Here is a 24,408-nt window from a genome sequence, read left to right on the forward strand (position 1 = left end):
TAGATATTACAGAAACAGACTGAACTTATATTTATGGGTATTCTTGAAAAACTGGGGTTAGCACCTAAAAAAAGGCAGGGCGCTCCCGTACTCGGGGAGAAGAAGAAAAAACAAGAAGAAGCCTCTTCATTAAAGTACAGCCCCTATCTAAGATCATTTATCCTTGTTCTATTTCTGGGGATTATTGTTCTTGCCATACCGGAAAGCTCCTACAAAGAACCTGTCAACTACAATATTGGAGAACCCTGGCGGGGTGATGACTTAACTGCTCCCTTTACCTTTGCCATCCAAAAAAGTGACCAGGAACTCGAAAAAGAACGTCAAACAATTCGAGAGACAACTCCACCTATTTTTCATAAGCAACCGGATATTCAAATTGCGGTACAAAGTAAGTTGGATTCTCTCTTTCAAAGTTTAACGCCCATAAAAAAGGGATACGATACCTGGCAGCAGGCAATACAAGATGATCAATCCGATGCCCAGCGAGACAGCCTGCGATTCGAAGAGCTGAAAGAAAGATCTCCCATAAATTTATCTGATTCAGTTTGGAAAATACTGCTGGAAAACTATAACTCCGTTTCCTCACAAAGCAGTTCCAAAGGTGGCACAAACAACCAATTTTCTGATGTAAATCTTAACGAACAGCTTGAAAACCTCGCCGCTGAAGTCCTTAATGAAGGGGTTTTAGATGTTCCAAAATCAGAGCTTACTAATGATGAGATTACTGTTCGCGACTTACAAGAACGCACCGAACAAACACTCAATTTAGTAAATATCCGTGATCTGCCGGAAGCAAAAGAATATGCACAATATCGTCTTTCACGCAACTTTTATGATAAATTAGCAAAAGCGGGCAACGAAATTTTTGCCCAAATTATCCAGCCTAATTATATCTTCAACAAAGAAGAAACCCAGGCACGCATCCAGGATGCCCTTGACGAAATCTCCACCTCAAAAGGGGCCGTTGCCCAAGGACAGGTTATCATTCGTCGGGGTGATATTGTCACCAGTGAGAAATACAATATGCTTCAGAGCTTGGCCGATGCCCGCGCCCAAAATGCAAGTACCCTGGAACGCTGGTTACGCTATGGCGGAGATATAATAGCGGTGGTTTCTATTCTTACTATTTTCTTTTTCTATCTCTATCTGTACCGTCGATATATCTTTGTCGATAACTCGATGCTAACCCTCGTACTTATTGCCTTTTCGCTTGTTATAGTCAGCAGCTCTATTGTTTATCATCTTGATGATATTTCACCATTTATCGTCCCTATTGCCATTGCTCCCATAATTCTAACTATCATTTTTGATTCCCGGGTGGGACTGCTATCAACAATTACCCTGGCACTTCTCACCGGACTTATTAATGGCAATAATTATGAATTTGTCACCGCTACCACGGTGGCCTGCAGCCTTGGGTTATTCTCGGTGCGTGACATTAAAAAGCGTTCCCAGTTTTTCTTTACCACCCCAGGCATCGTATTTGGGTCGTATCTTGTGGTCGTGCTGGGCTTTAGCATGACTACTTTTGACAGCTGGACTGTACTTGGCAGCGAGCTGCTTTTTATAGCTATTAACGCCATATTTATTCTATTTACCTATCCGCTCATTTTGCTTTTTGAAAAATCATTTAACGTAACTACCGATTTTTCACTTTTGGAACTGAGCGACACCAACCTACCGCTCCTTAAGACATTAATGACCAAAGCCCCGGGCACATTCCATCACAGCCTACAAGTATCAAACCTTGCCGAAGCTGCTGCAGGAGCTATCCAGGCAAATGGGTTGCTCTGCCGGGTTGGAGGACTCTATCACGATATAGGAAAAATGGAGAACCCCGGCTATTTCACTGAAAACCAGACTGAGAGTAATGAACATGACAAGCTAAAGCCGCGCATGAGTGCTCTTGTTATTAAAGCACACGTTTCTAATGGGGTCAAGATAGCTGAAGAACACGGCCTGCCCGAAGTTATTGTCGAATTCATCAGAACCCACCACGGTGATTCTCTCATTAAATTCTTCTGGGATAAAGCAAAAAAGCAAGCTGATTCAAGTAAAAAAGAAATAAAGGAAAATGATTTTAGATACGACGGACCTTTACCCCACACCAAGGAAACAGGAATTTTATTGCTGGCAGATTGCATTGAAGCATCCTCTCGGGCGATGAAAGATCCCAACTATCAGAAACTTGAAAACCTCATTGACAAGATGGTCGATGATCGGGTCAATGAAGGACAACTCAGTAAAACCCCTCTCACCTTCCAGGATATTCGAACAATTAAGGAAACATTTCTCAACATCTTGGTAGGCATATACCACAGCCGGGTCGAGTATCCGGATGATGAGAAAGAAGAGGAAAAAGAAACACAAGAAAAATCAGAAGATATTGATCTGGAAGAAACTCCGGCGACCGATGAAATGCCAGATCACCCTGAATCACCTAAAAAACCGCCTCGAGTAGACGAATATTATAATTCGTAATCAAGATGCATTTTCAACAAGAGTTACAGCGGTATATCCAGTTTGTTAAGTTGGAAAAAAGTTTGTCAGAGAACTCCGTTGTATCCTATAAGAATGATCTGGAACGATATCTGCGATTCGTAGCAAACGACTTGCAAATATCCGACTTGGGGGGTATCGAGCTTCGTCATATCGAAAACTACCTCGAAGAGCTTACAGCTATGGATTTGTCGGTAAGCTCTATTGCACGCAATATTTCCAGCATCCGGGGCTTTCACGAATTTGCTGTAGTCGAAGGCATGGCGGAGGCAAATCCTGCAGAATTAGTTGATTTACCCAAGAAAGCAAAAAACTTGCCCGATGTATTAAATCCTGATGAAGTTTCTGCTATCATTGATATCCCCAACAAAGAAACCGATGCCGGAATACGCAATGCTGCTATCCTGGAAACACTCTATGCCACCGGCATGCGCGTCAGTGAACTCACCAGTCTTGAACTCGATAACCTGATCTTTGAGATTGGGTTCATCCGTGTAGTCGGAAAAGGTAATAAGGAAAGACTGGTCCCTGTTGGAGAAATGGCACAGTCGGCACTGGAACATTATATCGAGGTGGTTCGCCCAAAATTTCAGAGTGATAAAAAACCACAAAAGGCTGAAAACAAAGTATTTCTGAGTCAGCGTGGAAACCCGCTTTCACGGATGAGTATTTGGAATATCGTCAATGATGCCGCCGAACGAGCAGGAATTGAAAAAAATGTGTATCCTCATATCTTTCGCCACTCTTTTGCCACGCATCTTCTGGAAGGCGGAGCAGATCTTCGCGCCGTGCAGGAAATGCTGGGGCATGCCTCCATCAACACTACAGAAATTTACACCCACGTAGATCGCAGCCTACTCCATCAAGTCCACAAAGAGTTTCACCCCAGAGCGTAAAATTCGGGTAGAAACTTTTTTATCATTTATTATAAGAGCTACCCTCTCATGATAAACCAGAACTTTATTGCGGCTAACACATCTTTACACAGCAACATGCGATAAGCCAAACAGAACTGGTTCAAATTCGTTACAACCTTTTGTATCATGCACTGCAAAAGCCCACTTCAGTATGAAATGGTATACTTTAAATTTTGATCATAACTATGAGCCTTTGTATTTATAGAAGAATGTTGGTGAATTTTTAGAAATAAATTCCAGGGATCATGAAAGAAAAATCAGAAGTCACCAAGCTTTTAGTCAAAGTTCAGAAAGGTGATGGAGAAGCCTATGATCAGCTATTCCCTCTTATTTACAGCGAACTAAAGCGGTTAGCCTATTCCAAGCTGCAGGATGAACATAATGACATCACGGTTTCGGAAACTGAGCTTGTGCACGAAGTTTACCTAAAAATGGTTGACCAAACCTCTATTAAGGCCAACGATAAGAATCACTTTTTGGCTATTGCTGCCCGATGCATGCGGCAAATTCTGATTGATCATGCCCGAAAAAAGAAAGCTAAAAAACGAGGTGGAGAAAAGAAGGATGTTACTTATATCGACAAGCTTCTCAAATTACATCATGAGGCTGAAGAACTAATTAATCTTGATAACAAACTTAAAAAGCTGGCAAAACTGGATCAACGCATGGCAGATGTAGTAACGTTTCGATTTTTTGGTCAAATGAGCAACTATGAAATAGCTAAAACACTTGAAATATCCGAACGTACAGTTCGCCGTGACTGGACCAAAGCAAGAGGATGGCTCTACAAAGAAATCAAAAACCAAGATTGATATCTACAAGCATTTATGGATCAACGACAATGGGAAAAAGTAAACCAGATTATAGATACTGCACTTAATCTGGACCTTGATAAACGCTCTACCTATATCAAAAAAAAGTGTCAGGGGAAAGAATTACTATATAAGGAAGTAATAAAATTGCTTGATTCCATTGAGCAATCTGAAACCGAGGAATTCTTAGAAGGTACACACGGCTATCCTCAAAACCTTGCTCAAGACTTATTCAACTCAGAGAATAGCAAAAGTGCATCTGCTATGATCGGAAAAACTGTAGGTCGGTATGAAATAACTGAACTCATCGGTCATGGCGGTATGGGTTCAGTTTACAAAGCTGAGCGAGCTGATGGAGCTTATGACAGGAAGGTTGCGATCAAAATATTACGCCATGGTATGGATACCCCCTCAAATATCGCTCGTTTTAAACGCGAACGAAATATCTTGGCAAACCTGGACCATCCCCACATTGCACAAATGTTGGATGGAGGACTCACTGACCAAGGACTCCCCTACTTGGTGATGGAATATGTTAATGGAGTGCCCCTACTGTCTTACTGTAACCGTCACCAGCTTACGGTAACAGAGCGACTACAGCTTTTCGAAAACGTTTGTGCTGCAGTAAACCATGCACATAAGAATGCCATCATCCACCGCGATCTAAAGCCATCAAATATTTTTGTGACAGAAAAAGGTGTTGTTAAGGTCTTGGACTTCGGCATCGCCAAACTTGTTAACCCCAGTAGGAACGAAAATATCTTTAAAACGCGTACCGGTGCACGAATATTAACACTTGGCTATTCTGCACCAGAGCAATTAGAAACACAGGCTATTACAACCGCTACCGATGCCTATGTGTTGGGAATACTTCTTTACGAACTTTTAGTAGGACAACATCCTTTTGATCTGGAAAAGAAAGGACTCACAGAAATTGAGGAAGTAATCCGTACAACCAACCCCCCACTTCCATCTACAAAATTTAAACAGCTAACGGAGGCAAAAAAAGAAGAAATTTCTTCAAACCGATGCATTAAGCCAGCTGAACTTTACAAAATACTAAGTGGAGATCTTAATGCCATCCTGATGAAAGCCCTTCGCAAGGAACAAGACAAGCGATACTCGTCGGTTGAACAACTGTTGGAAGATCTCTCGCGTCGCAGATCAGATTTACCTATTCTTGCCCGACAGGACAGCTTCAGATATAGTGCCTCGAAATTTATGAAGCGCCACAAGACCGGCTTTGCAGTAATAGCAGCATTTCTGGTTTTAATCCTCAGTTTTTCGGCATTCTATACGTGGAAAATCGCCAAAGAACGTAATAAAGCCCAACTTGAAGCCAAAAAGGCACGAGAAGTTAGCACTTTTCTTGCTGACATGTTTCGAGCCAGTGACCCCACCGTTAATCCCCAAGATACGGTGACAGCCACAACTTTTTTACAGCGTGGTAAAGAACGCATCAATCAACTTAACAACCAACCGGAGGTAAAATCGGAACTGCTGCATGTTATTGGCAGGGCTCACGTAAATATCGGCGAATATGACAAAGCACAACCACTGTTGGAACAAAGCTTAGATATACGGAAAAATACTTTCAACTCTTCGCATCCAATGGTTGCTACAGGGTTAAGTGATATGGCCAAGCTTCAAAAAAATAAAGGTAATTTTGCCAAAGCCGAATCGCTTGAACGAAAAACGTTGGAAATACAGCGAGCAACGTTAGGTCCAAACAGTATCGAGACAGGCAAAACCATGAGCGCACTGGCTTATGTAATTGGTCGTCAAGGTGATCATCAGGCTGCCGACTCGATATATCAAAAAGCGCTAAAATTGCAACGTGCCAACCCGGAGGCTGGCGATAGTGACATTGCTTCCACCATCAGCGACTGGGCATTTTCTCTACGACAACTCGGGAAGTACGAGAAAGCAGCCACATTGAAAAAAGAAGCTTTAACCATTTGGCGAAACCAATACGGTGAAATCCATCCCTATGTTCTGGAGCAACTCAACGACTTGGCAATTGTAGAAGAAGAAAGGGGGGATTTTGCCAAAGCCGATTCCTTTTATCAAAAGGCTCTTAGCGTTAACCGTCAGCTTTATGACGAACCCAACCCCAATACTGCGCAACTGTTAAATAATATTGGCACTACAAATATTAAAGCTGGACGCTATGACAAAGCTGAGCCCTATCTCAAAAAATCGTTGGCTATGCGTAAAGAAATACTTCGGCCTATGCACCCTTCCATGGCAGAAAGCTACATCAACCTGGGACGTCTTTATATCGATATGGAAAAGTACCAAGAGGCACTCCAGCTTATCCAAAAGGGGTTAAAAATTGATAAAGAGCAATATGGAGATGATCACCCGTATGTAGGAGGTGACTACCTAAATATGGGTCTCATTGCAAAAAATATGGCGTCGTACGATCAAGCGGAAGAGTACTTTCGGCAAAGCCTGAATATTATGCAAGAAGCGTTGCCAGAGGGTCATCCTTCTACTGCCGCATCAATGGCCTCTCTGGGCGAAACCCTGTATTTAAAAGGAAGCCCCAAAGAGGCAGAACCGCACCTTCGCAAATCATTGCAAATGCGACTTGAAGCATATGACGCAGATGATGTGCGCGTAGCCCAATCGCAGGTTAAACTTGGGATTTGCCTTACAAAGCTGAAGGAGTATACTGAGGCGGAAGAGCACCTCCAAAATGGGTATCAAAAGCTTAAGAAAAAACGCGGATCATCGAACAGCCAAACCACAAGTGCCCGAAAATACCTGGTACAACTGTATGAGCAATGGGATAAAAAAGATATGCCCGATCAATATCGGCAGTAGTATTGGTAACTCTTTTACATTAAAAAAGCCTCTTATTTTTGGGGGCATTGTAGCAAATACTCACTTATTAATTGCTCAAATTTACCACCATTCCGTACTCTATAATAGCTAAGTAATTATTTGAATACTCAAGCGGCAGATATACAAATTGGGAATTCGAACCCTGCCCTTGTACCAGTTAGGTAAAATCCATGAAATGATAAAAACTGACAAGAAATCAACTGAATAAATTTAACACTATATCAGTTAACTCATTAAAAGGGGCTGTGCTGAAATCCAAGAATTATCTTCTTCACTGCATCTAATAGAAAAAGGGTTCTGCTTTTCAGCAAAACCCTTTCGACATCAATATATACTATTTCATTCATTCCAGAAGCTATAGTATTTAGCCACTTCTTGGTAATTAGTTATATCCAAGTCTTTAGGAATTATCTTATCAATTGCTTGTTTTGACATATCAACTGTATTTGATGATTCTATACGTACAATTTCTATTTCATATTGGTCTCCATTGCCAGAATTTTCACTAAATGCAAAATTTACGACTGAGCTTGCTTGGTTCCATCTATGACGTACGTTATATTTTTCATCTCCTGCATAACCAAAGCCAGGAACAGGAATTCTGGAGTCTCCAGGCCCTATTAAATAAACCAACCATGCACTTTCGATCATCTCCGTTCGAGTTACATTTGTTATTTCTTTAATAACATTTGGGGTGGCTCCAAAATCATGCGAGGGAAAAAGATAGCGTGTTACATTGGCATTCCCATCGGCCCCTTTCAGATTAATGGGGGATCCCCATCCCTGATCTGTCTTGGGACCGTACATATCGTAATTGGCTTTATCCAGATAAAAATCACCAACAGAACCTTTGGATGAAGCAGGTGCTCCCGTTCCGGCGTAAATCTGGCTGCCATCTTCACCATCCTGCCCATCTTCGCCCATCAACACAATAATAGGATTGCCCCAGCCATCAGTATCTTTGGGGCCATACATCTCACCGTTATTGGTATTGATGTAATAGTCTCCTTCCGCTCCGATATCGGCACCGGGTGCGCCCTGTCCGGAATACATCATGCTGCCGTCTTCACCGGCCGGACCAACAGGGCCTTGCGGACCTTCAGGGCCCTGAGGACCTTCAGAACCGGCCGGGCCCTCGCATCCGGTAAATCCCAACATTATCGATACTAATACAAGTAATGATATTTTTAATAATCGCTGCATATTACATCTGTTTCATTAATATTAATTTCATTCACACAGTATAATGCGTACTATCAGGCGAAAGGTGGACAAATAAAAAACCTGCAATAACTTTCACACTATTGCAGGCAAGTCGTTATTTCCCAGATATTATTTTACTGGACTCCAATCCGGAAATCGGTCATTTGCACTGTTATTTGAAAGGTTTACAGGACTTCCAGTACCGTCAGCATTTATTTTATAAATTTCATCATTCCCGTCACGATCGGAATCGAATATGATTTCTGTCCCATCCCGTGACCAGCTGGGATATTCATCGCTTGCCGAATTGTTTGTAATACGCTGGGTATTACTGCCGTCCGCATTCATTACATATATTTCTTTATTTCCATCACTACTAACAAAAGCTATCTTGCTGCCGTCTGGGGACCATACAGGATCTCCATCACTCGAATTATTGCTTGTCAACTGCTTTACATTACTGCCATCGGGATTCATCGTATAAATATCTAAACCTGCATTTGGCTTCTTACTAACAAAGACAATTTTACTACCATCAGGAGACCAACTGGGGCTTTGCTCATTGGCACTGTTGTTGGTAAGCCGCTGTTCGTTACTACCGTCGGGTGCAATGGTATATATTTCTCCACTACCGCTGCGATCATCCGCAAACACAATATTAGAATCATCAGGTGCCCAACTACCGTTAAATGTTTCTCCGGAAGAACTTGTAACCTGTCGAATATTTGAACCGTTAGCATTAACAATAAACAGATTAAAATTTCCATTACGGTAACTGGAAAAAAGTACACGGGTTCCTGAATAAGAAATCTGTGGCAAATAATCCGTTGCCGGATCATTGGTCAATGCTTGTTGATTTGCCCCATCTGGGTCCATCAAATAAATATCAGCAACAGAACCTCTATTTGATTGAAAAGCAATTCGATCATTTATAACGGCTCGGCATTCAATATCAAAGGATGTAGATGTGGTATCCCCAGCACTAATACTTACACTACGTGGGTTTTTACCCGAGACACTACAATTCTGTGCAATACCCCAAAGTGATAGGTTATAGCTTCCTTTCTGCAGATCTTTGTAATATATCTTATCGTTAATATCAATAGACTTGCCCGATGAACCATCTACAGCCACCGAATAACCATCAGGGTCTTGATCGTCTCCGCTGGACTGTGTAATCACTTCAAGTACACCGTCAGTAATCACATCAAAGTCGGGACCCGTTGTGGACTTTTGTTTAACAGTAACCTTGATTGGACCATCCGTTGCTCCTTCCGGCACTTCGGTAACTAACTTATCCTTGGAGGTACTATTTACCGCGGCATCAGTACCATTAAAAACAATGTCAATATCTGAAGCACTGCCACTAAAATTCATGCCCTTGATCGTCACTTTCGTGCCCACCGTACCGCTGTCGGGCTCTACCGAGCTGATGCCCGGGGCTTTGGCTTCAACCATAAAGCTGGGACCCGAAGCAGTTTCTCCTCCTACGCTAACTTCCACCGGGGCCGACCCTTCGGAAAGGCTTTCCGGTACCTCCGTCTGGATTTGATCCTCCGTAGCGCTGATGAGCGTAGCAGAGGTTCCGCCAAATGTAACATTCATTTCTCCATGCGGCCGGAACCCTTTGCCTGAGATGGATACCGAAGTACCCGGTGGGCCGCTTTCAGGCTGGACACTGGTAATTTCCGGGTTCGGACCTCCGGAATCTGATCCGCAGGAAGCCACCAGCAAGATCGTAATAAATAGTACTGATAGTTGTAACAGTCGTTTCATAACAAATAGGTTTGTTCACATTAAACATTACAAAGTACCATGCGTACTGGTAGGCAGGATGTGGACAAATTTTTTGAGTTGCCAATAAACCATAAAAAAAGCCCTGCCAAAAACGACAGGGCTCATTTGATCTTTAGAAAAGGAAGATTCGTTAACTACGGGCAATTTTTTCTTTGAAAATTACCATTTACTGATAGAACCCATAGTATTCAGCTACTTCTTGATAGTTTGAGGTATCTAAATCTTTTGGCAAAATTGTTTCTGTTACTTGCTTTCTGTGATCTTCATTATTACTTGCTTCTATCTGAACAATTTCAATACGATCGTACTGCTCTCCTTGAACATTTGGATCACACGAAATTGCAAAAACAACTTCCTCACGACTATCATAGTAATGATGCTCACTTGTATAAAAAGTATTCCCATTATTACCATAACCTGGTATAGACCAATAAGCCTCATCAACATTTGGACTGGATTGGCCAACCAGATAAACCAGCCAAGCACTTTCTACCATTTCAGCTTTATCATCCACTGGGATATTTAAGGGATTATAATTATTAGAACTAAAATCATATCCGGGGAAAATATACCGAGTTACATTGGCATTCCCGTCGGCCCCTTTCAGATTAATGGGGGATCCCCAACCCTGATCAGTCTTGGGTCCATACATATCGTAATTGGCTTTATCCAAATAAAAATCATCAACTTTGCCCAACGAGGGATCGGGCGCGCCGCTCCCCGCATGAATCTGACTTCCATCTTCACCATCTTGTCCGTCTTTACCCATCAGCACCATAATAGGATTGCCCCAGCCATCAGTATCTTTGGGACCATACATCTCACCGTTATTGGTATTGATGTAATAGTCTCCTTCTGCTCCGATATCGGCACCGGGTGCGCCCTGTCCAGAATACATCATGCTGCCGTCTTCACCGGCCGGACCAACGGGGCCTTCGGGACCTTCCAGACCCTGAGGCCCTTCAGAACCGGACGGGCCCTCGCAGGCTATAAAAATGGATATTGAACAAACTAACAGTAGCGTCACTATTCGTGTTATTCGTTTCATAGTTATTCTTTTTTTTCGAATTAATGAATCTAACGTAGCAACCTGCGTAACAGGTAGCAGAATGTGGACAAATCGATTCCGATGGAAATAAAAAAGCCTGCAGCAAATAAATTACTGCAGGCAAGGAAACAGCCAGTTTAAAAATTATTTACTGTTAGACATAGTGCATTCCAATGTCATGCCGGTTATCCACATATCTTTGCCTCCCTTGGGATCTACATTGTCATCATCCCCGCGCCCCGGCCAACTCGAAGTCGTCACGCCCAACGTAAATACATTCACCTCGCCATTGGCATCTCGGTAAGCTTCGATGGCCGTAGGAAAACCCCGTCCTTTCTTATCATCTTCGAATTCAAAAAAGGTAGACTTTTTACTACCATCGATGAAAAGCGGGGTTCCATCATCTGCATAAATGCCAAGGTATGGAAGGCCCCCAATCTCTGACGCATTTTGGCCCGCAAGAACAACTCCTCCACCAGGGACTCGTACGCCATCTACATATTTTGTGGATCCGCTATCATCGAACTTCTGCTGATGAACCCACTTTTCCCCGCCACTTGAACTGAGGCGCTGCACATACGCATCCTTGATATATACATTTTTATTTGCTTCAACCGGAGTGCCCGTATTCCCATACACAACAGCTCCTCCATCCGGCATCGGAATAGGCTGTTTAATTTGATTGGTCACCTGTTCGCTTGACGCTTCGATTTGTAAGCCACTGTTAAGTCTTGCAAATACAGTGTTGCCATCATCATTTCTTGCTCCAAGAAATACCCGGCTTTGACCGTCGGTAGCAATACTGTATGGGGCCGTGTATGCCTCAATTTGTTTTACTGTTTGTAGCGTACCGTTCTGCTGGAATTTGGCAATAGCCACATCATGAGATCCCTTATTTGGTTCTTTATTATTCGGTGTGAAAGGACCGCTCATTCTAATAGAGACCAGAATTTCACCCGACGGCAACACGGCAACCGTTTCATTATTGAGCTCATCAAGGTCAGGAGAACCAAATTGCTGGGCCCATCCAAGGCTGCCAGAACCTGCATCAAGACGGGCCAATACGGCGTCTCTACCTCCTGTATTGGAATTGCCATCTTTCAAAGTTGAAAAGTGATACTCTAATTTCGCTTCTCCCAAGCCTTGGTTTGAAACCCCACGTTCTCCAACGATATATACGCTATTACCATCAACTTCAATGCCTCTCCATGTCGTTGACTTGAGTTTTGAATCAAAATTTGATTCCCAGACTTTATCTCCTTCAGGATCATATTTTGCCACAACTCCTCGATCACGCAGCACCATGTATAAATTCCCATTGGAATCCATCGCCATATCCTGCGACTTATCATCTTTATCGGAGGTTGTCAATCCTTGGCTAACCCATTCAAGGGTTGCATCAAGCTGGATATTATTACCATAACAGGCTTGTAATTCTGTTATGATTGAAAAATCAGCATCATCAGACAGCTCTCCCACTGTGATACTTACCGCTCCGCCTGATGCTCCTTCGGGAACTTTTGCCTTTAACGCATCCTTGGCTGCACTATCAACGGTGGCTTGTACCCCGCCAAACGTCAAAACATTATCCGAAGCATTTTTACTGAAATTTTTGCCTTCGATAAGAACCTCGGCTCCTACAACTGCTGTATCTGGCATGACCGATGTAATTTTTGGTCCTTTTACATCAAAATCCGGTCCTGTGGTTGACTTATTATTCACTGTTATTTCGATCGGACCATCCGTAGCATTCAAAGGCACCTGAGTTTCAATTTGCTCTTCATCAGCACTATTAACCGGGGCCGTTGTACCATTGAATGTTATGGTGTTCTCAGCAGATGTTGATGAAAAGTTTACCCCTTTAATGGTCACCTTTGTACCTACAGGACCGTTACCAGGTTCTACGGAGCTAATACCCGGAGCACTGGCTTCTACCGTAAATGCTGGACCTTTTACCGTATCCTGATCAACGATAACTTTAACCTTTCCACTTGTAGCGCCCTCTGGTACTTTTGTTTTAATAAAATCAGTAGCTGCAGAATCAACAGAAGCTTCCACGTCATTAAAAATAACATTATTACCTGAGCTGTGATCGCTGAACCCCTTTCCCTCAATAGTAACTAATGTTCCCTCTGGTCCTGTAGTAGGATTTACTGAACTAATACTAAGCTGTGGAGATGGATCGGGCCCTACACCTCCTTCTTTATCACTACATGCTATGGTGAACCCTGATACGATAAAAATGATGAATAGAAATTTTGATATTAATTTCATGGTAACAAACTGATCTTTTGTTCAAATTAATCCTTGTATAGTATGTTGCGTAATAGCAGACTAAAGGCGGACAAATTGAATAAATTAGACCTGATTTATCCCTTTCCATTTAATTATTGCACATCCCAATAAATGGGATGAATTTTTATACGGCTATATCGATCAACAACGGTAAAAAATGCCCCAATAATTGACATATTCTCACATAGAAATCAGCTGAATAGCAGAAAAGAGATATAAAAAGTATACCGGAGTAATGACCCACTTTATCAACATTCACATCTTTGCTGTCAACTATTCAAGCGGCTAAAAAATCGAACTTTGTAGAGCAGTAACAGAGGCAAATTCAGGAATATAAAAGTCGATCGGTTAGACTATTCAATTATTTGCCTTTATAGTTTTTTATTAAAATTATTTCCTAAATACTTTTACACACAATTATTAGCCCGTTTGCGATGAGTAAAGAAACTCGTGTCACGAAACTACTACAAAAAGTTCAGGCGGGATCTGAACAGGCCTACGACGAGCTATTCCCGATAGTTTATCAGGAGTTAAAACGTCTTGCATTCTCCAAACTTAAATCTGAAGATCGCGATATTACCGTATCAGAAACGGCGTTAGTCCATGAGGTCTATCTGAAGATGATTGACCAAACCAGCCTTGAACTGAAAAATAAAAATCACTTTTTCGCAATAGCAGCCCGATGCATGCGACAAATTCTGGTAGACCATGCCCGAAAAAAGAAAGCCGAGAAACGCGGCGGGGATCAAAAAGACGTTACCTATATCGACGAATTACTAAAAGCCCATCAGGAGTCTAAAGAACTCATCAATCTCGATAAAAAATTAGACGAACTTGCCCAACTGGATGAACGGATGGCTGATGTGGTAACACTCCGTTATTTCGGACAAATGACGGTTCACCAGACTGCCAAGGCGCTGGATGTATCAGAACGCACTGTCAAACGCGACTGGGCCAAGGCCCGAGGATGGCTTTATAAAGAATTAAAAAAGGAATAACTCGGAAGTGCTTTTCGTATGGATCAGAAACAATGGAAGAAAATCAACGACATTGTAGATACCGCTCTTGACCTAAATGAAAAAGAACGAGCAACCTATATACAAGAGGAATGTGAAGGCAACGAGCAGATCAAGCGGCAGGTTACCGAACTTCTCTCCTCAATCGAGCAATCCGATACGGAAAATTATTTGGAGGGACTCGAAAATTATCCCCGACACTTGGCCCGGGAGATTTCGGAACAAGAAACTCGTAAGAACACGTCTTCCCTCGTCGGTACTACGATCGACAGCTACAAACTTATCGAGCTCATTGGCCACGGCGGAATGGGATCGGTATTTCTGGGTGAACGCGCAGACAAGGCCTACACTCAAAAAGTAGCCTTAAAATTAATGCGCCGAGGCATGGATACGCCTTCAAATATTGCTCGATTTAAGCGTGAGCGCAATATACTGGCCAAGCTCAATCATCCCAATATTGCGCGACTGTTAGACGGCGGCATGACTGAAGAAGGACTGCCCTACCTGGTGATGGAATATGTAGAGGGTACTCCGCTTTATACCTATTGTGATGACAATAAACTTTCGTTAGAAAAGCGTCTGGATCTTTTTAAATGCATTTGTAAAGCGGTACATCACGCCCACAACAATGCTATTATCCACCGGGATCTTAAGCCTTCAAACATCCTGATCACAGAAAATGGTCAGGTGAAAATTCTCGACTTCGGTATTGCCAAATTGCTGGAGCCCGAAGATCCCGATACAAAATTATTTGAAACACAAACCGGGGCACGGATTCTGACTCTCGGCTATGCCGCGCCTGAACAAGTTGAGCATCAAACTATTACTACAAAAACCGATATCTACACGCTGGGCATTCTTTTATACGAATTGTTAACGGGCGTTCATCCTTTTGATATGGATGAGAAAGATCTTACTGAGATAGAAGATCTCATCCGTAATAAACTACCATCCAAACCTTCTGCCAGATATAAAGAGCTCAATACTAATCAGCAACATGAGAATGCCCGGCTTCGCAAGCTATCTGCCGATAATTTGACACATACATTACAGGGCGATCTGGATGCGATCGTAATGAAGATTCTGCGCAAAGAGCCGGAAGCTCGTTATGATGCCGTAACGCAATTATTGGAGGATCTGGATCGTCGAGAGCAGAACCGTCCGATTATTGCACGGGAAGATACGTTCAGATATAAAACTTCAAAGTTTTTTCGCCGATATAAAACACCGTTATCCACGGCCGCTGGCATTCTTCTAATTATCGCTGGAATTATATTCTACTATTCGTGGCAGATTACCCAGGAACGGAATATTGCTCAGACCGAAGCAAAAAAAGCTGAGCAAGTCACTTCTTTTTTAACTGATCTCATCGAAAGCAATTACCCTGAAAATGCATAAGGGGATACTATTACCGTTCGGGAATTCCTTAATCAGGGATATGACCGAGTACGAAAACTTGACCAATCTCCCGAAGTAAAAGCAAATGTTATGCAGGTTATGGCCCACACTTATCGTTCTCTGGGAGAAATCGACAAAGCGGATCCTCTTATGCAACAAGTTGTAGAAATACAGGACACTTTGAGCATACCCCTTGCAGAAAAGGCTGAAGCTTATAATATAAGAGGGTTAATACTGCGCGATAAAGGGGATTTTGATGAAGCGGAAAAAGCAATGGATCAAGCTGTAACCCTTTTTCAAAAAGCAGGAGAATCTGATACCGAAGAATACAGCAAACTTCTGGCCGATCTTGCCTACGTAAAACGAATTAACGCTAATTATGACGAAGCGCTATCAATGGTGCAGGAAGCTATAAATATTAAAGAAAATATTCATAACCGTACGCACCTGCAATTGGCTGAACCCTATTACATTTTGGCATCAATACTGAGAAAACAAGACAACTATGAGCAAGCAAAAATAAATCAATTTAAATCGCTCGATATCCTGCAAGCTAACATAAATGGCCCTCATCCCGGCAAAGCAAATAACTTCAACAATTTAGCCATTATTTATAAAGAACAAGACAGCTTGGTGAAAGCCGGTGAGCATTATCAAAGATCACTTGCAATGTCAGAAAAATTGTATGGCCCGTCACATCCCGAAATTGTCACTGTTAGCAGCAATTTCTCCAACATACTCTTAAAGCAGGGTAAAATCAATTCTGCTAAAACAATGATAAAACGGGCATTACAAATTACCCGTAATGAGTTAGGCAAAACGCATCCCACTATGGGACAACATTTAAGCGACTATGCCTATATTTTTAGATCAAAAAAACAATATTCAAAGGCCGATTCGCTTTACGACCAAGCGCTACACATTCTTAAAAAACACTATCCTGATAATCACCCCAGAATCGTAGGTGTGCTACATAATAAAGCAGAAAATGCCTATCGCAGTGGACAAATAGAACAAGCGGAAACTTTATTCCGAAAAGTACTATCTATCCGTACGGAGCGTTATGATTCTTCAAGTGAGGACATTCAAATACCTTTGCAACAGCTGCTTGATATACTTGAATCTAAGGGAAACATCCAAGAAGCAGATTCACTGCGAAATATTTTTTCTTCAACACAATAAACTCTTTCAACAGACCACTCAGTAGTTTGGTAGTTGTAACAAAAAGCCCGTAGCAGCCTTCATACTGCTACGGGCAGATGATTATTTTACGTATTCGTATTTAACCGTATTCACTTAATGAAGCTCTATATAACAACATATGTAACGGTAGACGGAATGGGGACAACTTCTCCTCGGCTGGCTGTTTCTTGGTTGCAGCATCAGAGTCTTGTTTAACCGAAGCTTTCGAGGGTGTGAGAACCAGATAAGAACAGAATAAGAAACAAACAAAAAACCTGCAGTAGTTCTCAGACCACTGCAGGTAAATTTAGTTTTTTTTATCTCTCAAGCATTATGTATCATCAGTTCTGAGGCCCCCAAGAAGGTCCGCCATCAAGAGCCGGATCATCGGTTAGATTAATTAAATTGTTACCTGCTTTCGACATCTTGTAAAGATCTCGGTTACTGGGTAGTTCAGACTGGAAAATTATGTGCTCACCATCCGGTGACCATGCTGGTTCAGAATCACGTACTGAGTTAATGGTTAACTGTTGTAAGCCAGAACCATCAGGGTTTATTTTGTAGATATCATAATCGCCATCTCGGTTAGAGCGAAAGGCAATTTTTGATCCGTCTGGCGACCAATCCGGGGAATCATTATAAGCTGAATTGTTTGTCAGGCGCTGTACCGAGGAACCATCGGCATTCATCGTATATAGCTCACCAGTACTTTCATCGCGGTTGGAAATAAAAGCTATTTCACTGCCATCCGGCGACCATGTTGGTGCAACGTCTCCCGTTGAGTTATTAGTAATTCTGGTGAGGTTAGATCCGTCAGCATCCATGGTATAAATCTCTCTATTGCCATCCCGTTCACTACTAAACAGAATTTTTGTACCGTCTGGCGAAACATCAGGATCAAATTCATATGCAGGATCAGTTGTAAGACGAAACGGAGATGAGCCATCCGAACTCATTATATAAATGTCAAAATTACGACTACTACCGGAAGCACGGTCGGAATCAAAGACAATCTTATCCGTCGCCACCGCCTGACAACTTACATCAAATGTCGTCGAGGTGGTATCGCCGGCCGTGATGCTTACGCTGCGCGGGTTGTTGCCGGAGACTGTGCAGTTCTGGGCAATGCCGGACAGCTCCACGTCGTGGCTGCCTTTCTGCAGGTCAACAAAGAACTTGTCATCGTTCGCTTTAAACAGCTTGCTGGCCGAGCCATCTACGGTACCGGTATAGCCATTGGAATCCTGATTTTTACCACTGGTACTGGTAATCAACTTCAGAGTGCCCTCAGTAATCACGTCAAAATCCGGACCGGTGGTGCTTTTTTGTTTGACGGTTACCTCAATCGGTCCGTCCGTAGCGCCCTGCGGTACTTCGGTCAGCAGCTGGTCCTCCGCTGCACCGTTAACCGGCGCCTGGGTGCCATTAAACGCAATCGTGTTCTCGGAGGCTGTCGCCGAAAAGTTCATGCCGTTGATGGTCACTTCCGTGCCCACCGTACCGCTGTCGGGCTCCACAGAACTGATCCCCGGGGCCGCCTGCTCGACGGTAAACGACGGACCTGAAGCGGTCTGGTCGCCGACGGTCACCTCTACCGGCACCGAGCCTTGCGAAAGCCCGTCTGGGACCTCAGTTTCGATGGTCGATTCGGTGGCACTGTTGACCGGTGCGGTCGTGCCATCGAAGGTCACGGTATTGCTGGCCGCCTCGGGGCTAAACCCGGAGCCGTTGACCGTTACCATCGTCCCCGGCGGGCCGCTGTCGGGCTGCAGCCCGTCGATCTGGGGATTAGGCCCGCCGGAATCCGTACCACACGAGCCAAAAGCAAATACTATAGCAACACAAATTGTCATAAGTAGGAATCGTCTCATAAATCCAAAGATTTATTATCATTTATGATTCTTCACTTAGTTACAAGCGGAATGAGGACAAATTTTATAAGTAACCTGTGATCCATAAAAAAAGCCCTGCCAAAAACGACAGGGCTCTTTAGCTTAATACGCTATTCGTACGTTCTACTCTTGAATGCCAAAGCGCTTTTTTGCCTCATGATACGGCATTCCCTTGATTTCATCTTTTGTCAACTTACTTTTAGCCGCTACGCCGCCGGGGATAATGACATACCGAAACTTTGTTTCTACTGTCATTGGGGCGGGCTCCGTTTGCTTATTATCCAAGTAGAAAAAGGCAATCTGTATATTTTGTACCGAAAACTGATGATAAAAACTGGTACCCAAATTGAACCCAGGTAAATCTGTCATGGGCAAAGCACGAATATGTTCAAATGATGGCCCTACATCTCTCAAATCTGCGTATACATTTACCACTCCTTGATCTACGATATCTTCCGTTAGAGCATTGGCTGAGATATCATGGTAACGTAGACTATCACCAGCTGTTTCTCCAGCAGTCCATCCAGATTCTCCAGCAGGTATCGTAATCCAGGAAGAATACATGACATTTGCCGTTCCTTTCAGATTGATAGGAGTTCCCCAGCCGCTTTCGGTTTTCGGACCATACAGGTCGTAACTGTCTTCGTCCAGGTAATAATCGCCTACGGCTCCAAGCGAGGCATCAGGCGCGCCGCTGCCTGCGTGTATCTGACTGCCGTCTTCTCCGTCTTGACCATCTTGACCGGGAGGTCCTTGCAGGCTGATGGGGGTTCCCCAGCCGTCATCATTCTTCGGGCCATACAACTCTCCTGTCGTTTCATCTAAATAGTAATCTCCATTTTCACCAAGACTTGCATCAGGTGTACCGTCCCCGGCGTGTATCATACTCCCATCTTCACCGGCCGGACCAACGGGGCCTTCTGGTCCTTCTGGACCTTGTGGGCCTTCAGAACCGGACGGTCCCTCGCAGGCTATAAAAATGGTCATTGAACAAACTAACAGTAGCGTCACTATTCGTGTTATTCGATGCATAGTTACTAATCGTTTTTTGGAATTAATGAATACCACATAGTAACATGCGTAACGGCAAGCGGAATGAGGACAAATTTTATGAGTAGTCTGCGATCCATAAAAAAAGCCCTGCCGAAAACGACAGAGCCTTTTAGCGATTTACGCTATTTTAGAGTTTTACTCTTGAATACCAAAGCGTTTTTTTACCTCATTATACGGCATTTCCTTTATTTCATCTTTTGTCATCTTGCTTTTAGCCGCTACCCCGCCCGGGATAATGACATACCGAAACTTTGTATCGACAGTGAGTGGCCCCAGATCAGTACCTTTGGCAGACGGGTCATAATAGGCAATCATCACATTCTGTAACGAAAACTGATAATATAAACTGACTGCGAAACCGGGTAAATTTGACATAGGGAGAGCATAAATCTGATCAATGTCAGGTTCTACATCCCTAAAATCAGCATACACATTCACCACCCCTTGACCTACGATATCTTCCGTAAGAGCATTGGCTGCGATATCATGATAGCGAATACTATCACCACTTACTTCCTCGGCACTCCATTCAGATGCTTCACCAGGTACCGTAATCCAAGAAGAGTACATCACATTAGCCGTTCCCTTCAAGTTTATCGGGGTATCCCAACCGTTTTCGGTCTTCGGACCATATAGATCGTAGCTGTCTTCATCCAGGTAGTAGTCACCTACCGACCCCAATGACGCATCAGGGGCGCCACTTCCAGAGTGAATCTGGCTGCCATCCTCACCATCTTGCCCATCTTGTCCCGGAGGGCCTTGCAAACTTATTGGAGTTCCCCACCCATCATCGTTCTTTGGGCCATACAGCTCTCCTGTCGTTTCATCTAAATAATAATCCCCATTTTCACCCGTGGTGGCATCGGGTGCATCCTGCCCGGAATACATCATGCTGCCGTCTTCACCGGCCGGACCAACGGGGCCTTCTGGTCCTTCTGGACCTTGTGGCCCTTCGGAACCGGACGGCCCCTCACAAGCCATAAAAATTGAAATTGAACAAACTAACAGTAGCGTTACTATTCGTGTTATTCGATGCATATTTTTTACTTTTTTTGAATTTATAAATCCTACATAATGATATACGTCACTGCGAATTAAAAGAGATCAAATCCATACCAATAAAAAAGTTAGCACGTACATGTAAACTTTTTTGGCCCATTTTTCATCTGGATTTCGCATATACTATATACAAGAGAAAGGACATAATTTACTTTTATGGATCAATCACGGTGGCAAAAAATTGAACTCATTCTGGATGAGGCGCTGACTTTCGAAGATCAACAGCAACAAGAAGAGTTTGTCGAAAAAGCCTGCAAACCTGATCACAAATTATATAAGCAAGTTCGCTCCCTTTTAAATGCTATCCGGGAAGCAAACACCGCAAACTTTTTAGAAGACCGCTGACATCGGCAGGATTCCAATCAAAAAATCCTTGGATATTTTTCTATAACAAAAGTATAACTCCGTGGATCATGTAACGCTTTTCTTAACGAAAGTCATAACCAATCTTCTTTTTCGAAAATCCAATCTATGACTTAACAGCCTGTTACTTAATAAATGGATCCTATTTAAAAACATGCGGTTTTGCCCAAAAAATTGACAAATAACCCATTCAACATTAAATTTTTTTTACATGTTTGTAAATATTTTTTATATCGGTTGAGGGGGTAAGGATTCCTCTAAGTCAAACAAAAACAATAACGAGGACAGATAAGATATGAAATCAACAGTTAGATTATTTTCTGTATTCATAATATTGCTATTCCCATTAGTGCTTTTCGCGCAAAGCCCAGCCACATTAGAAGGTACTATATTGGATACCAATGGCGAAGCACTTGCAGGAGCTAATATTTTCTTAGTTGAGAGCTCCCAGGGTACAGCTGCAGACGAAGACGGGAGCTACACCATAGAAAATATTGATCCCGGCACATACACCGTACGGGTTACCTTTGTGGGATACCAACAAATAGATGAAGAAATATCATTGTCTGCTGGACAGACGGTAACCCGAAATTTTACCATGCAAGAAACAGCCGTCATGGGTGAAGGAGTAACTGTAACAGTGGGTTCGCGTGCCGGACACACCGCTGCAGATGAACTGGCGGTTCCAGTTGATGTATATACTGCCCTTGACCTGGAAAAAGTCGGTTCTTCAGAAGTTGGACAAATGCTTGAACAGGTCGCACCCTCGGTCAACTTTCCCCAGCAAACAGTTGCTGACGGAATGGATGCCTTGCGATCATTTACCTTACGTGGACTTAGCCCCGACCATACGCTGGTACTTATCAATGGAAAACGACGCCACAAGTCGGCGCTCGTTAACAGACTGGGATCGGGCATCCAAAAAGGGTCAAGCCCGGTGGATATGAATGCCATCCCGGCCAGTGCAGTGCAACAAATGGAGGTATTGCGTGATGGTGCCGCTGCGCAGTACGGATCAGATGCCATAGCGGGAGTTGTAAATATTCAGCTTAAAGAGGAACCGGTTCCTCTTTCTATGAGTTACAAACTGGGCGGCAATGCCACCGACAATTTTTCCAATGATGGAACAACCCAAGACTTTACCGCCGCCTATGGATTGCCAATCGGTGAAAACGGATATATTAATCTATTTGGTGAACTTCGCCTGCAAGATCCAACAAATCGGGCCGGTGCAAGTCCACGCGATCAAATCATGGCAGGTGATGGTGATATTGTCATGGATATGGATGGCGACGGCGTCCAAGAGGTCGTTGAAAAAAACAATCCTGTTCAACAGCCTAACTTTCACTGGGGCAGCGGCGAATCAGACAATTATTATCTTTGGGGCAATTCTGCCATTCCCATTAACGAATCGATGGAAGTATATGCTTTCGGCGGCTACAGTTATCGCGACGCCCTCGGTCAGGGTTTTTATCGCCGATCATTAGGAGATCGCAACTGGCCGGAAATATATCCGATTGGATTTCTGCCCGAATTTGATATAAAAATCAATGATTACTCTGGTTCTCTCGGTCTTCGTGGACAGATAGGCGAATGGAATTACGATTTCAATCTGCAAACAGGCAGCAATGATTTCGAGTACAACATCACAAACTCACTTAATGTGACGCTTGGTCCTAACTCCACGCAAACAGAATTTTATGCTGGCACGGTTGGATTCCAACAGTCTCATGCCATGCTCGATCTCGATCGAACATTTGATGTAGGTCTTGCCGGTCCGCTTAACTTTGCTACAGGCGCTGTCTATCGCATCGATCAGTATGAGATTACCGCCGGCGAAGAAAATTCTTATATCGATGGCCCTGTTAAAACCAATCAAAATGGTGGCCGTGCTGCTCCCGGTGCCCAGGTATTTCCCGGTTTCCGTCCAAGTCAGGTAGTAGATGAAAGCCGGTCAAATATTGCAACCTATGTGGATTTAGAAGCTGACATTACCGAAAAGTTTCTGATGAATGTTGCAGGACGATTTGAAAGCTACAGCGATTTTGGGGAAACAATTAACGGTAAGTTAGCCATGCGTTTTCAACCACAGGAAGAGCTCATATTCCGGGGGGCGGTAAGTACTGGTTTTAGAGCTCCCAACCTTGCACAACGTTATTTTTCAAAGGTATCTACAACCTTTATTAATAATGTGCCATACGAAGTTGGACTCTTTAATAATGAAAGTGAAGTAGCGGATGCCCTCGGTGTTCCGGATTTAAAAGAGGAAAAATCGTTCAACGTGAGTGGCGGTCTTGCTGTAAGTCCTACTGATGCCTTTACTTTTACTGTTGATGTTTTCCATATCGATATCGAAGATCGGATCATTTTATCAGGAAATATGGCCGGTACGGAAATTGAGAATCTGGTTTCGCAATATGGGGCCCAACGCGTTCAAATGTTTTCTAACGCCATTGATACCAGAACGTGGGGAATTGACTTAACAGCATCATATCGAACCGTGATAGGTGAGAACGGCACACTGTATTTGAAAAGTGCCTTAAACAGTACCCGAAATCGTCTGGCAAGTGGAGTAGCTACTCCTACACAATTAAGTCAGTCATTTGGGGAAAGTATATTCGGCCGTGAGGCTCGTTTAGAACTTGCCCGGGAACGCCCTAAAAATACGCTTAACCTGGAGGCCACCTATGATAACGGTCCGTTTAGTTTAAGCATGATGAGCAAGCGGTATGGAGAAGTACTGGTACCGGATCAGGATCCTGCTCAAGATTATACGTTGGGCAGCGAATGGGTTATTAATTTGTCGACCAGTTACCAAATAGTGGAAGGATATGCCCGCATTACGGTAGGAGCCCGAAACCTGCTCGACAATTACCCGGATCTTACTCCTGATCACTCTAATTTCCTTGGCATATTCCCGTATCCCACTGCTTCACCACTTGGATTTAATGGGCGATATGTCTATTCAAAACTCTCAATATCATTTTAACAAAGCACGTTAACCCAATGCTCTCTGCTCCTTCA

General features: G+C 43.3%; 16 protein-coding genes. 9 read left to right on the top strand and 7 right to left on the bottom strand.

The genetic code is table 11. From position 1 onward, the window contains the following. Positions 1-33 precede the first annotated feature (33 nt). The 4 genes from CK503_RS10750 to CK503_RS10765 all read left to right on the top strand — a co-directional run bounded on the left by CK503_RS10750 (position 34) and on the right by CK503_RS10765 (position 7,057). Positions 34-2,481: an HD family phosphohydrolase gene (locus CK503_RS10750; protein ID WP_095606818.1), complete on the top strand. Its 2,448-nt coding sequence runs from the start codon at positions 34-36 to the stop codon at positions 2,479-2,481. Between the two features lie 5 nt (positions 2,482-2,486). Continuing rightward, positions 2,487-3,395, top strand: a complete 909-nt coding sequence (gene xerD, locus CK503_RS10755) for a site-specific tyrosine recombinase XerD (protein ID WP_095606819.1) — start codon at positions 2,487-2,489, stop codon at positions 3,393-3,395. A gap of 266 nt (positions 3,396-3,661) precedes the next feature. After that, the gene (locus CK503_RS10760; RefSeq protein ID WP_095606820.1) at positions 3,662-4,228 is read left to right on the top strand and encodes an ECF-type sigma factor; all 567 of its coding nucleotides are present in this window, start codon (positions 3,662-3,664) and stop codon (positions 4,226-4,228) included. Positions 4,229-4,243: 15 nt separating this feature from the next. Beyond that, on the top strand, positions 4,244-7,057 hold the full coding sequence (locus CK503_RS10765) for a serine/threonine-protein kinase (protein ID WP_095606821.1): 2,814 nt from the start codon (positions 4,244-4,246) through the stop codon (positions 7,055-7,057). Positions 7,058-7,417: 360 nt separating this feature from the next. Here the strand turns inward: CK503_RS10765 and CK503_RS10770 are convergent, their stop codons facing one another. The 4 genes from CK503_RS10770 to CK503_RS10785 all read right to left on the bottom strand — a co-directional run bounded on the left by CK503_RS10770 (position 7,418) and on the right by CK503_RS10785 (position 13,400). Next, complete coding sequence (locus tag CK503_RS10770; protein ID WP_095606822.1) at positions 7,418-8,281, bottom strand: collagen-like domain-containing protein; 864 nt, start codon at positions 8,279-8,281, stop codon at positions 7,418-7,420. Positions 8,282-8,410: 129 nt separating this feature from the next. Continuing rightward, positions 8,411-10,057: an IPT/TIG domain-containing protein gene (locus CK503_RS10775; protein WP_095606823.1), complete on the bottom strand. Its 1,647-nt coding sequence runs from the start codon at positions 10,055-10,057 to the stop codon at positions 8,411-8,413. 187 nt (positions 10,058-10,244) lie between these two features. Continuing rightward, the gene (locus CK503_RS10780) at positions 10,245-11,126 is read right to left on the bottom strand and encodes a collagen-like protein (protein ID WP_095606824.1); all 882 of its coding nucleotides are present in this window, start codon (positions 11,124-11,126) and stop codon (positions 10,245-10,247) included. Between the two features lie 144 nt (positions 11,127-11,270). Then, positions 11,271-13,400: an IPT/TIG domain-containing protein gene (locus tag CK503_RS10785; protein ID WP_095606825.1), complete on the bottom strand. Its 2,130-nt coding sequence runs from the start codon at positions 13,398-13,400 to the stop codon at positions 11,271-11,273. Positions 13,401-13,855: 455 nt separating this feature from the next. On the opposite strand from CK503_RS10785, the gene CK503_RS10790 reads away from it, so the two are divergent. From CK503_RS10790 to CK503_RS10800, 3 genes are all read left to right on the top strand, one after another. Next, entirely contained in the window at positions 13,856-14,419 is a 564-nt protein-coding gene (locus CK503_RS10790; protein WP_095606826.1) for a sigma-70 family RNA polymerase sigma factor, read from the top strand. 18 nt (positions 14,420-14,437) lie between these two features. Continuing rightward, positions 14,438-15,835: a serine/threonine protein kinase gene (locus tag CK503_RS10795; RefSeq protein WP_095606827.1), complete on the top strand. Its 1,398-nt coding sequence runs from the start codon at positions 14,438-14,440 to the stop codon at positions 15,833-15,835. Between the two features lie 99 nt (positions 15,836-15,934). After that, positions 15,935-17,017 (top strand): tetratricopeptide repeat protein, encoded by a 1,083-nt coding sequence (locus tag CK503_RS10800; protein WP_176466290.1) that lies wholly within the window; start codon positions 15,935-15,937, stop codon positions 17,015-17,017. Between the two features lie 341 nt (positions 17,018-17,358). Here the strand turns inward: CK503_RS10800 and CK503_RS10805 are convergent, their stop codons facing one another. From CK503_RS10805 to CK503_RS10815, 3 genes are all read right to left on the bottom strand, one after another. Then, positions 17,359-18,888, bottom strand: coding sequence for an IPT/TIG domain-containing protein (locus CK503_RS10805; RefSeq protein WP_095606829.1), 1,530 nt, complete (start codon positions 18,886-18,888; stop codon positions 17,359-17,361). Positions 18,889-19,032: 144 nt separating this feature from the next. Beyond that, complete coding sequence (locus tag CK503_RS10810; protein WP_141239921.1) at positions 19,033-19,941, bottom strand: collagen-like protein; 909 nt, start codon at positions 19,939-19,941, stop codon at positions 19,033-19,035. A 156-nt stretch (positions 19,942-20,097) separates the two neighbouring features. After that, the gene (locus CK503_RS10815) at positions 20,098-21,000 is read right to left on the bottom strand and encodes a collagen-like protein (protein WP_176466291.1); all 903 of its coding nucleotides are present in this window, start codon (positions 20,998-21,000) and stop codon (positions 20,098-20,100) included. Between the two features lie 177 nt (positions 21,001-21,177). Between CK503_RS10815 and CK503_RS10820 the strand changes: the two genes are divergently transcribed. Next, entirely contained in the window at positions 21,178-21,366 is a 189-nt protein-coding gene (locus CK503_RS10820) for a hypothetical protein (RefSeq protein WP_095606832.1), read from the top strand. Positions 21,367-21,679: 313 nt separating this feature from the next. Next, positions 21,680-24,373 (top strand): TonB-dependent receptor, encoded by a 2,694-nt coding sequence (locus CK503_RS10825; RefSeq protein WP_095606833.1) that lies wholly within the window; start codon positions 21,680-21,682, stop codon positions 24,371-24,373. Positions 24,374-24,408: the final 35 nt, after the last annotated feature.

Source organism: Fodinibius salipaludis (assembly GCF_002287075.1).
Taxonomy (GTDB): Bacteria; Bacteroidota; Rhodothermia; order Balneolales; family Balneolaceae; genus Fodinibius; species Fodinibius salipaludis.

Coding starts and splice junctions, on each gene's coding strand:
- CK503_RS10750 (WP_095606818.1), top strand. CDS start 34: ATGGGTATTCTTGAAAAACTGGGGTTAGCACCTAAAAAAAGGCAGGGC.
- xerD (WP_095606819.1), top strand. CDS start 2,487: ATGCATTTTCAACAAGAGTTACAGCGGTATATCCAGTTTGTTAAGTTG.
- CK503_RS10760 (WP_095606820.1), top strand. CDS start 3,662: ATGAAAGAAAAATCAGAAGTCACCAAGCTTTTAGTCAAAGTTCAGAAA.
- CK503_RS10765 (WP_095606821.1), top strand. CDS start 4,244: ATGGATCAACGACAATGGGAAAAAGTAAACCAGATTATAGATACTGCA.
- CK503_RS10770 (WP_095606822.1), bottom strand. CDS start 8,281: ATGCAGCGATTATTAAAAATATCATTACTTGTATTAGTATCGATAATG.
- CK503_RS10775 (WP_095606823.1), bottom strand. CDS start 10,057: ATGAAACGACTGTTACAACTATCAGTACTATTTATTACGATCTTGCTG.
- CK503_RS10780 (WP_095606824.1), bottom strand. CDS start 11,126: ATGAAACGAATAACACGAATAGTGACGCTACTGTTAGTTTGTTCAATA.
- CK503_RS10785 (WP_095606825.1), bottom strand. CDS start 13,400: ATGAAATTAATATCAAAATTTCTATTCATCATTTTTATCGTATCAGGG.
- CK503_RS10790 (WP_095606826.1), top strand. CDS start 13,856: ATGAGTAAAGAAACTCGTGTCACGAAACTACTACAAAAAGTTCAGGCG.
- CK503_RS10795 (WP_095606827.1), top strand. CDS start 14,438: ATGGATCAGAAACAATGGAAGAAAATCAACGACATTGTAGATACCGCT.
- CK503_RS10800 (WP_176466290.1), top strand. CDS start 15,935: ATGGCCCACACTTATCGTTCTCTGGGAGAAATCGACAAAGCGGATCCT.
- CK503_RS10805 (WP_095606829.1), bottom strand. CDS start 18,888: ATGAGACGATTCCTACTTATGACAATTTGTGTTGCTATAGTATTTGCT.
- CK503_RS10810 (WP_141239921.1), bottom strand. CDS start 19,941: ATGCATCGAATAACACGAATAGTGACGCTACTGTTAGTTTGTTCAATG.
- CK503_RS10815 (WP_176466291.1), bottom strand. CDS start 21,000: ATGCATCGAATAACACGAATAGTAACGCTACTGTTAGTTTGTTCAATT.
- CK503_RS10820 (WP_095606832.1), top strand. CDS start 21,178: ATGGATCAATCACGGTGGCAAAAAATTGAACTCATTCTGGATGAGGCG.
- CK503_RS10825 (WP_095606833.1), top strand. CDS start 21,680: ATGAAATCAACAGTTAGATTATTTTCTGTATTCATAATATTGCTATTC.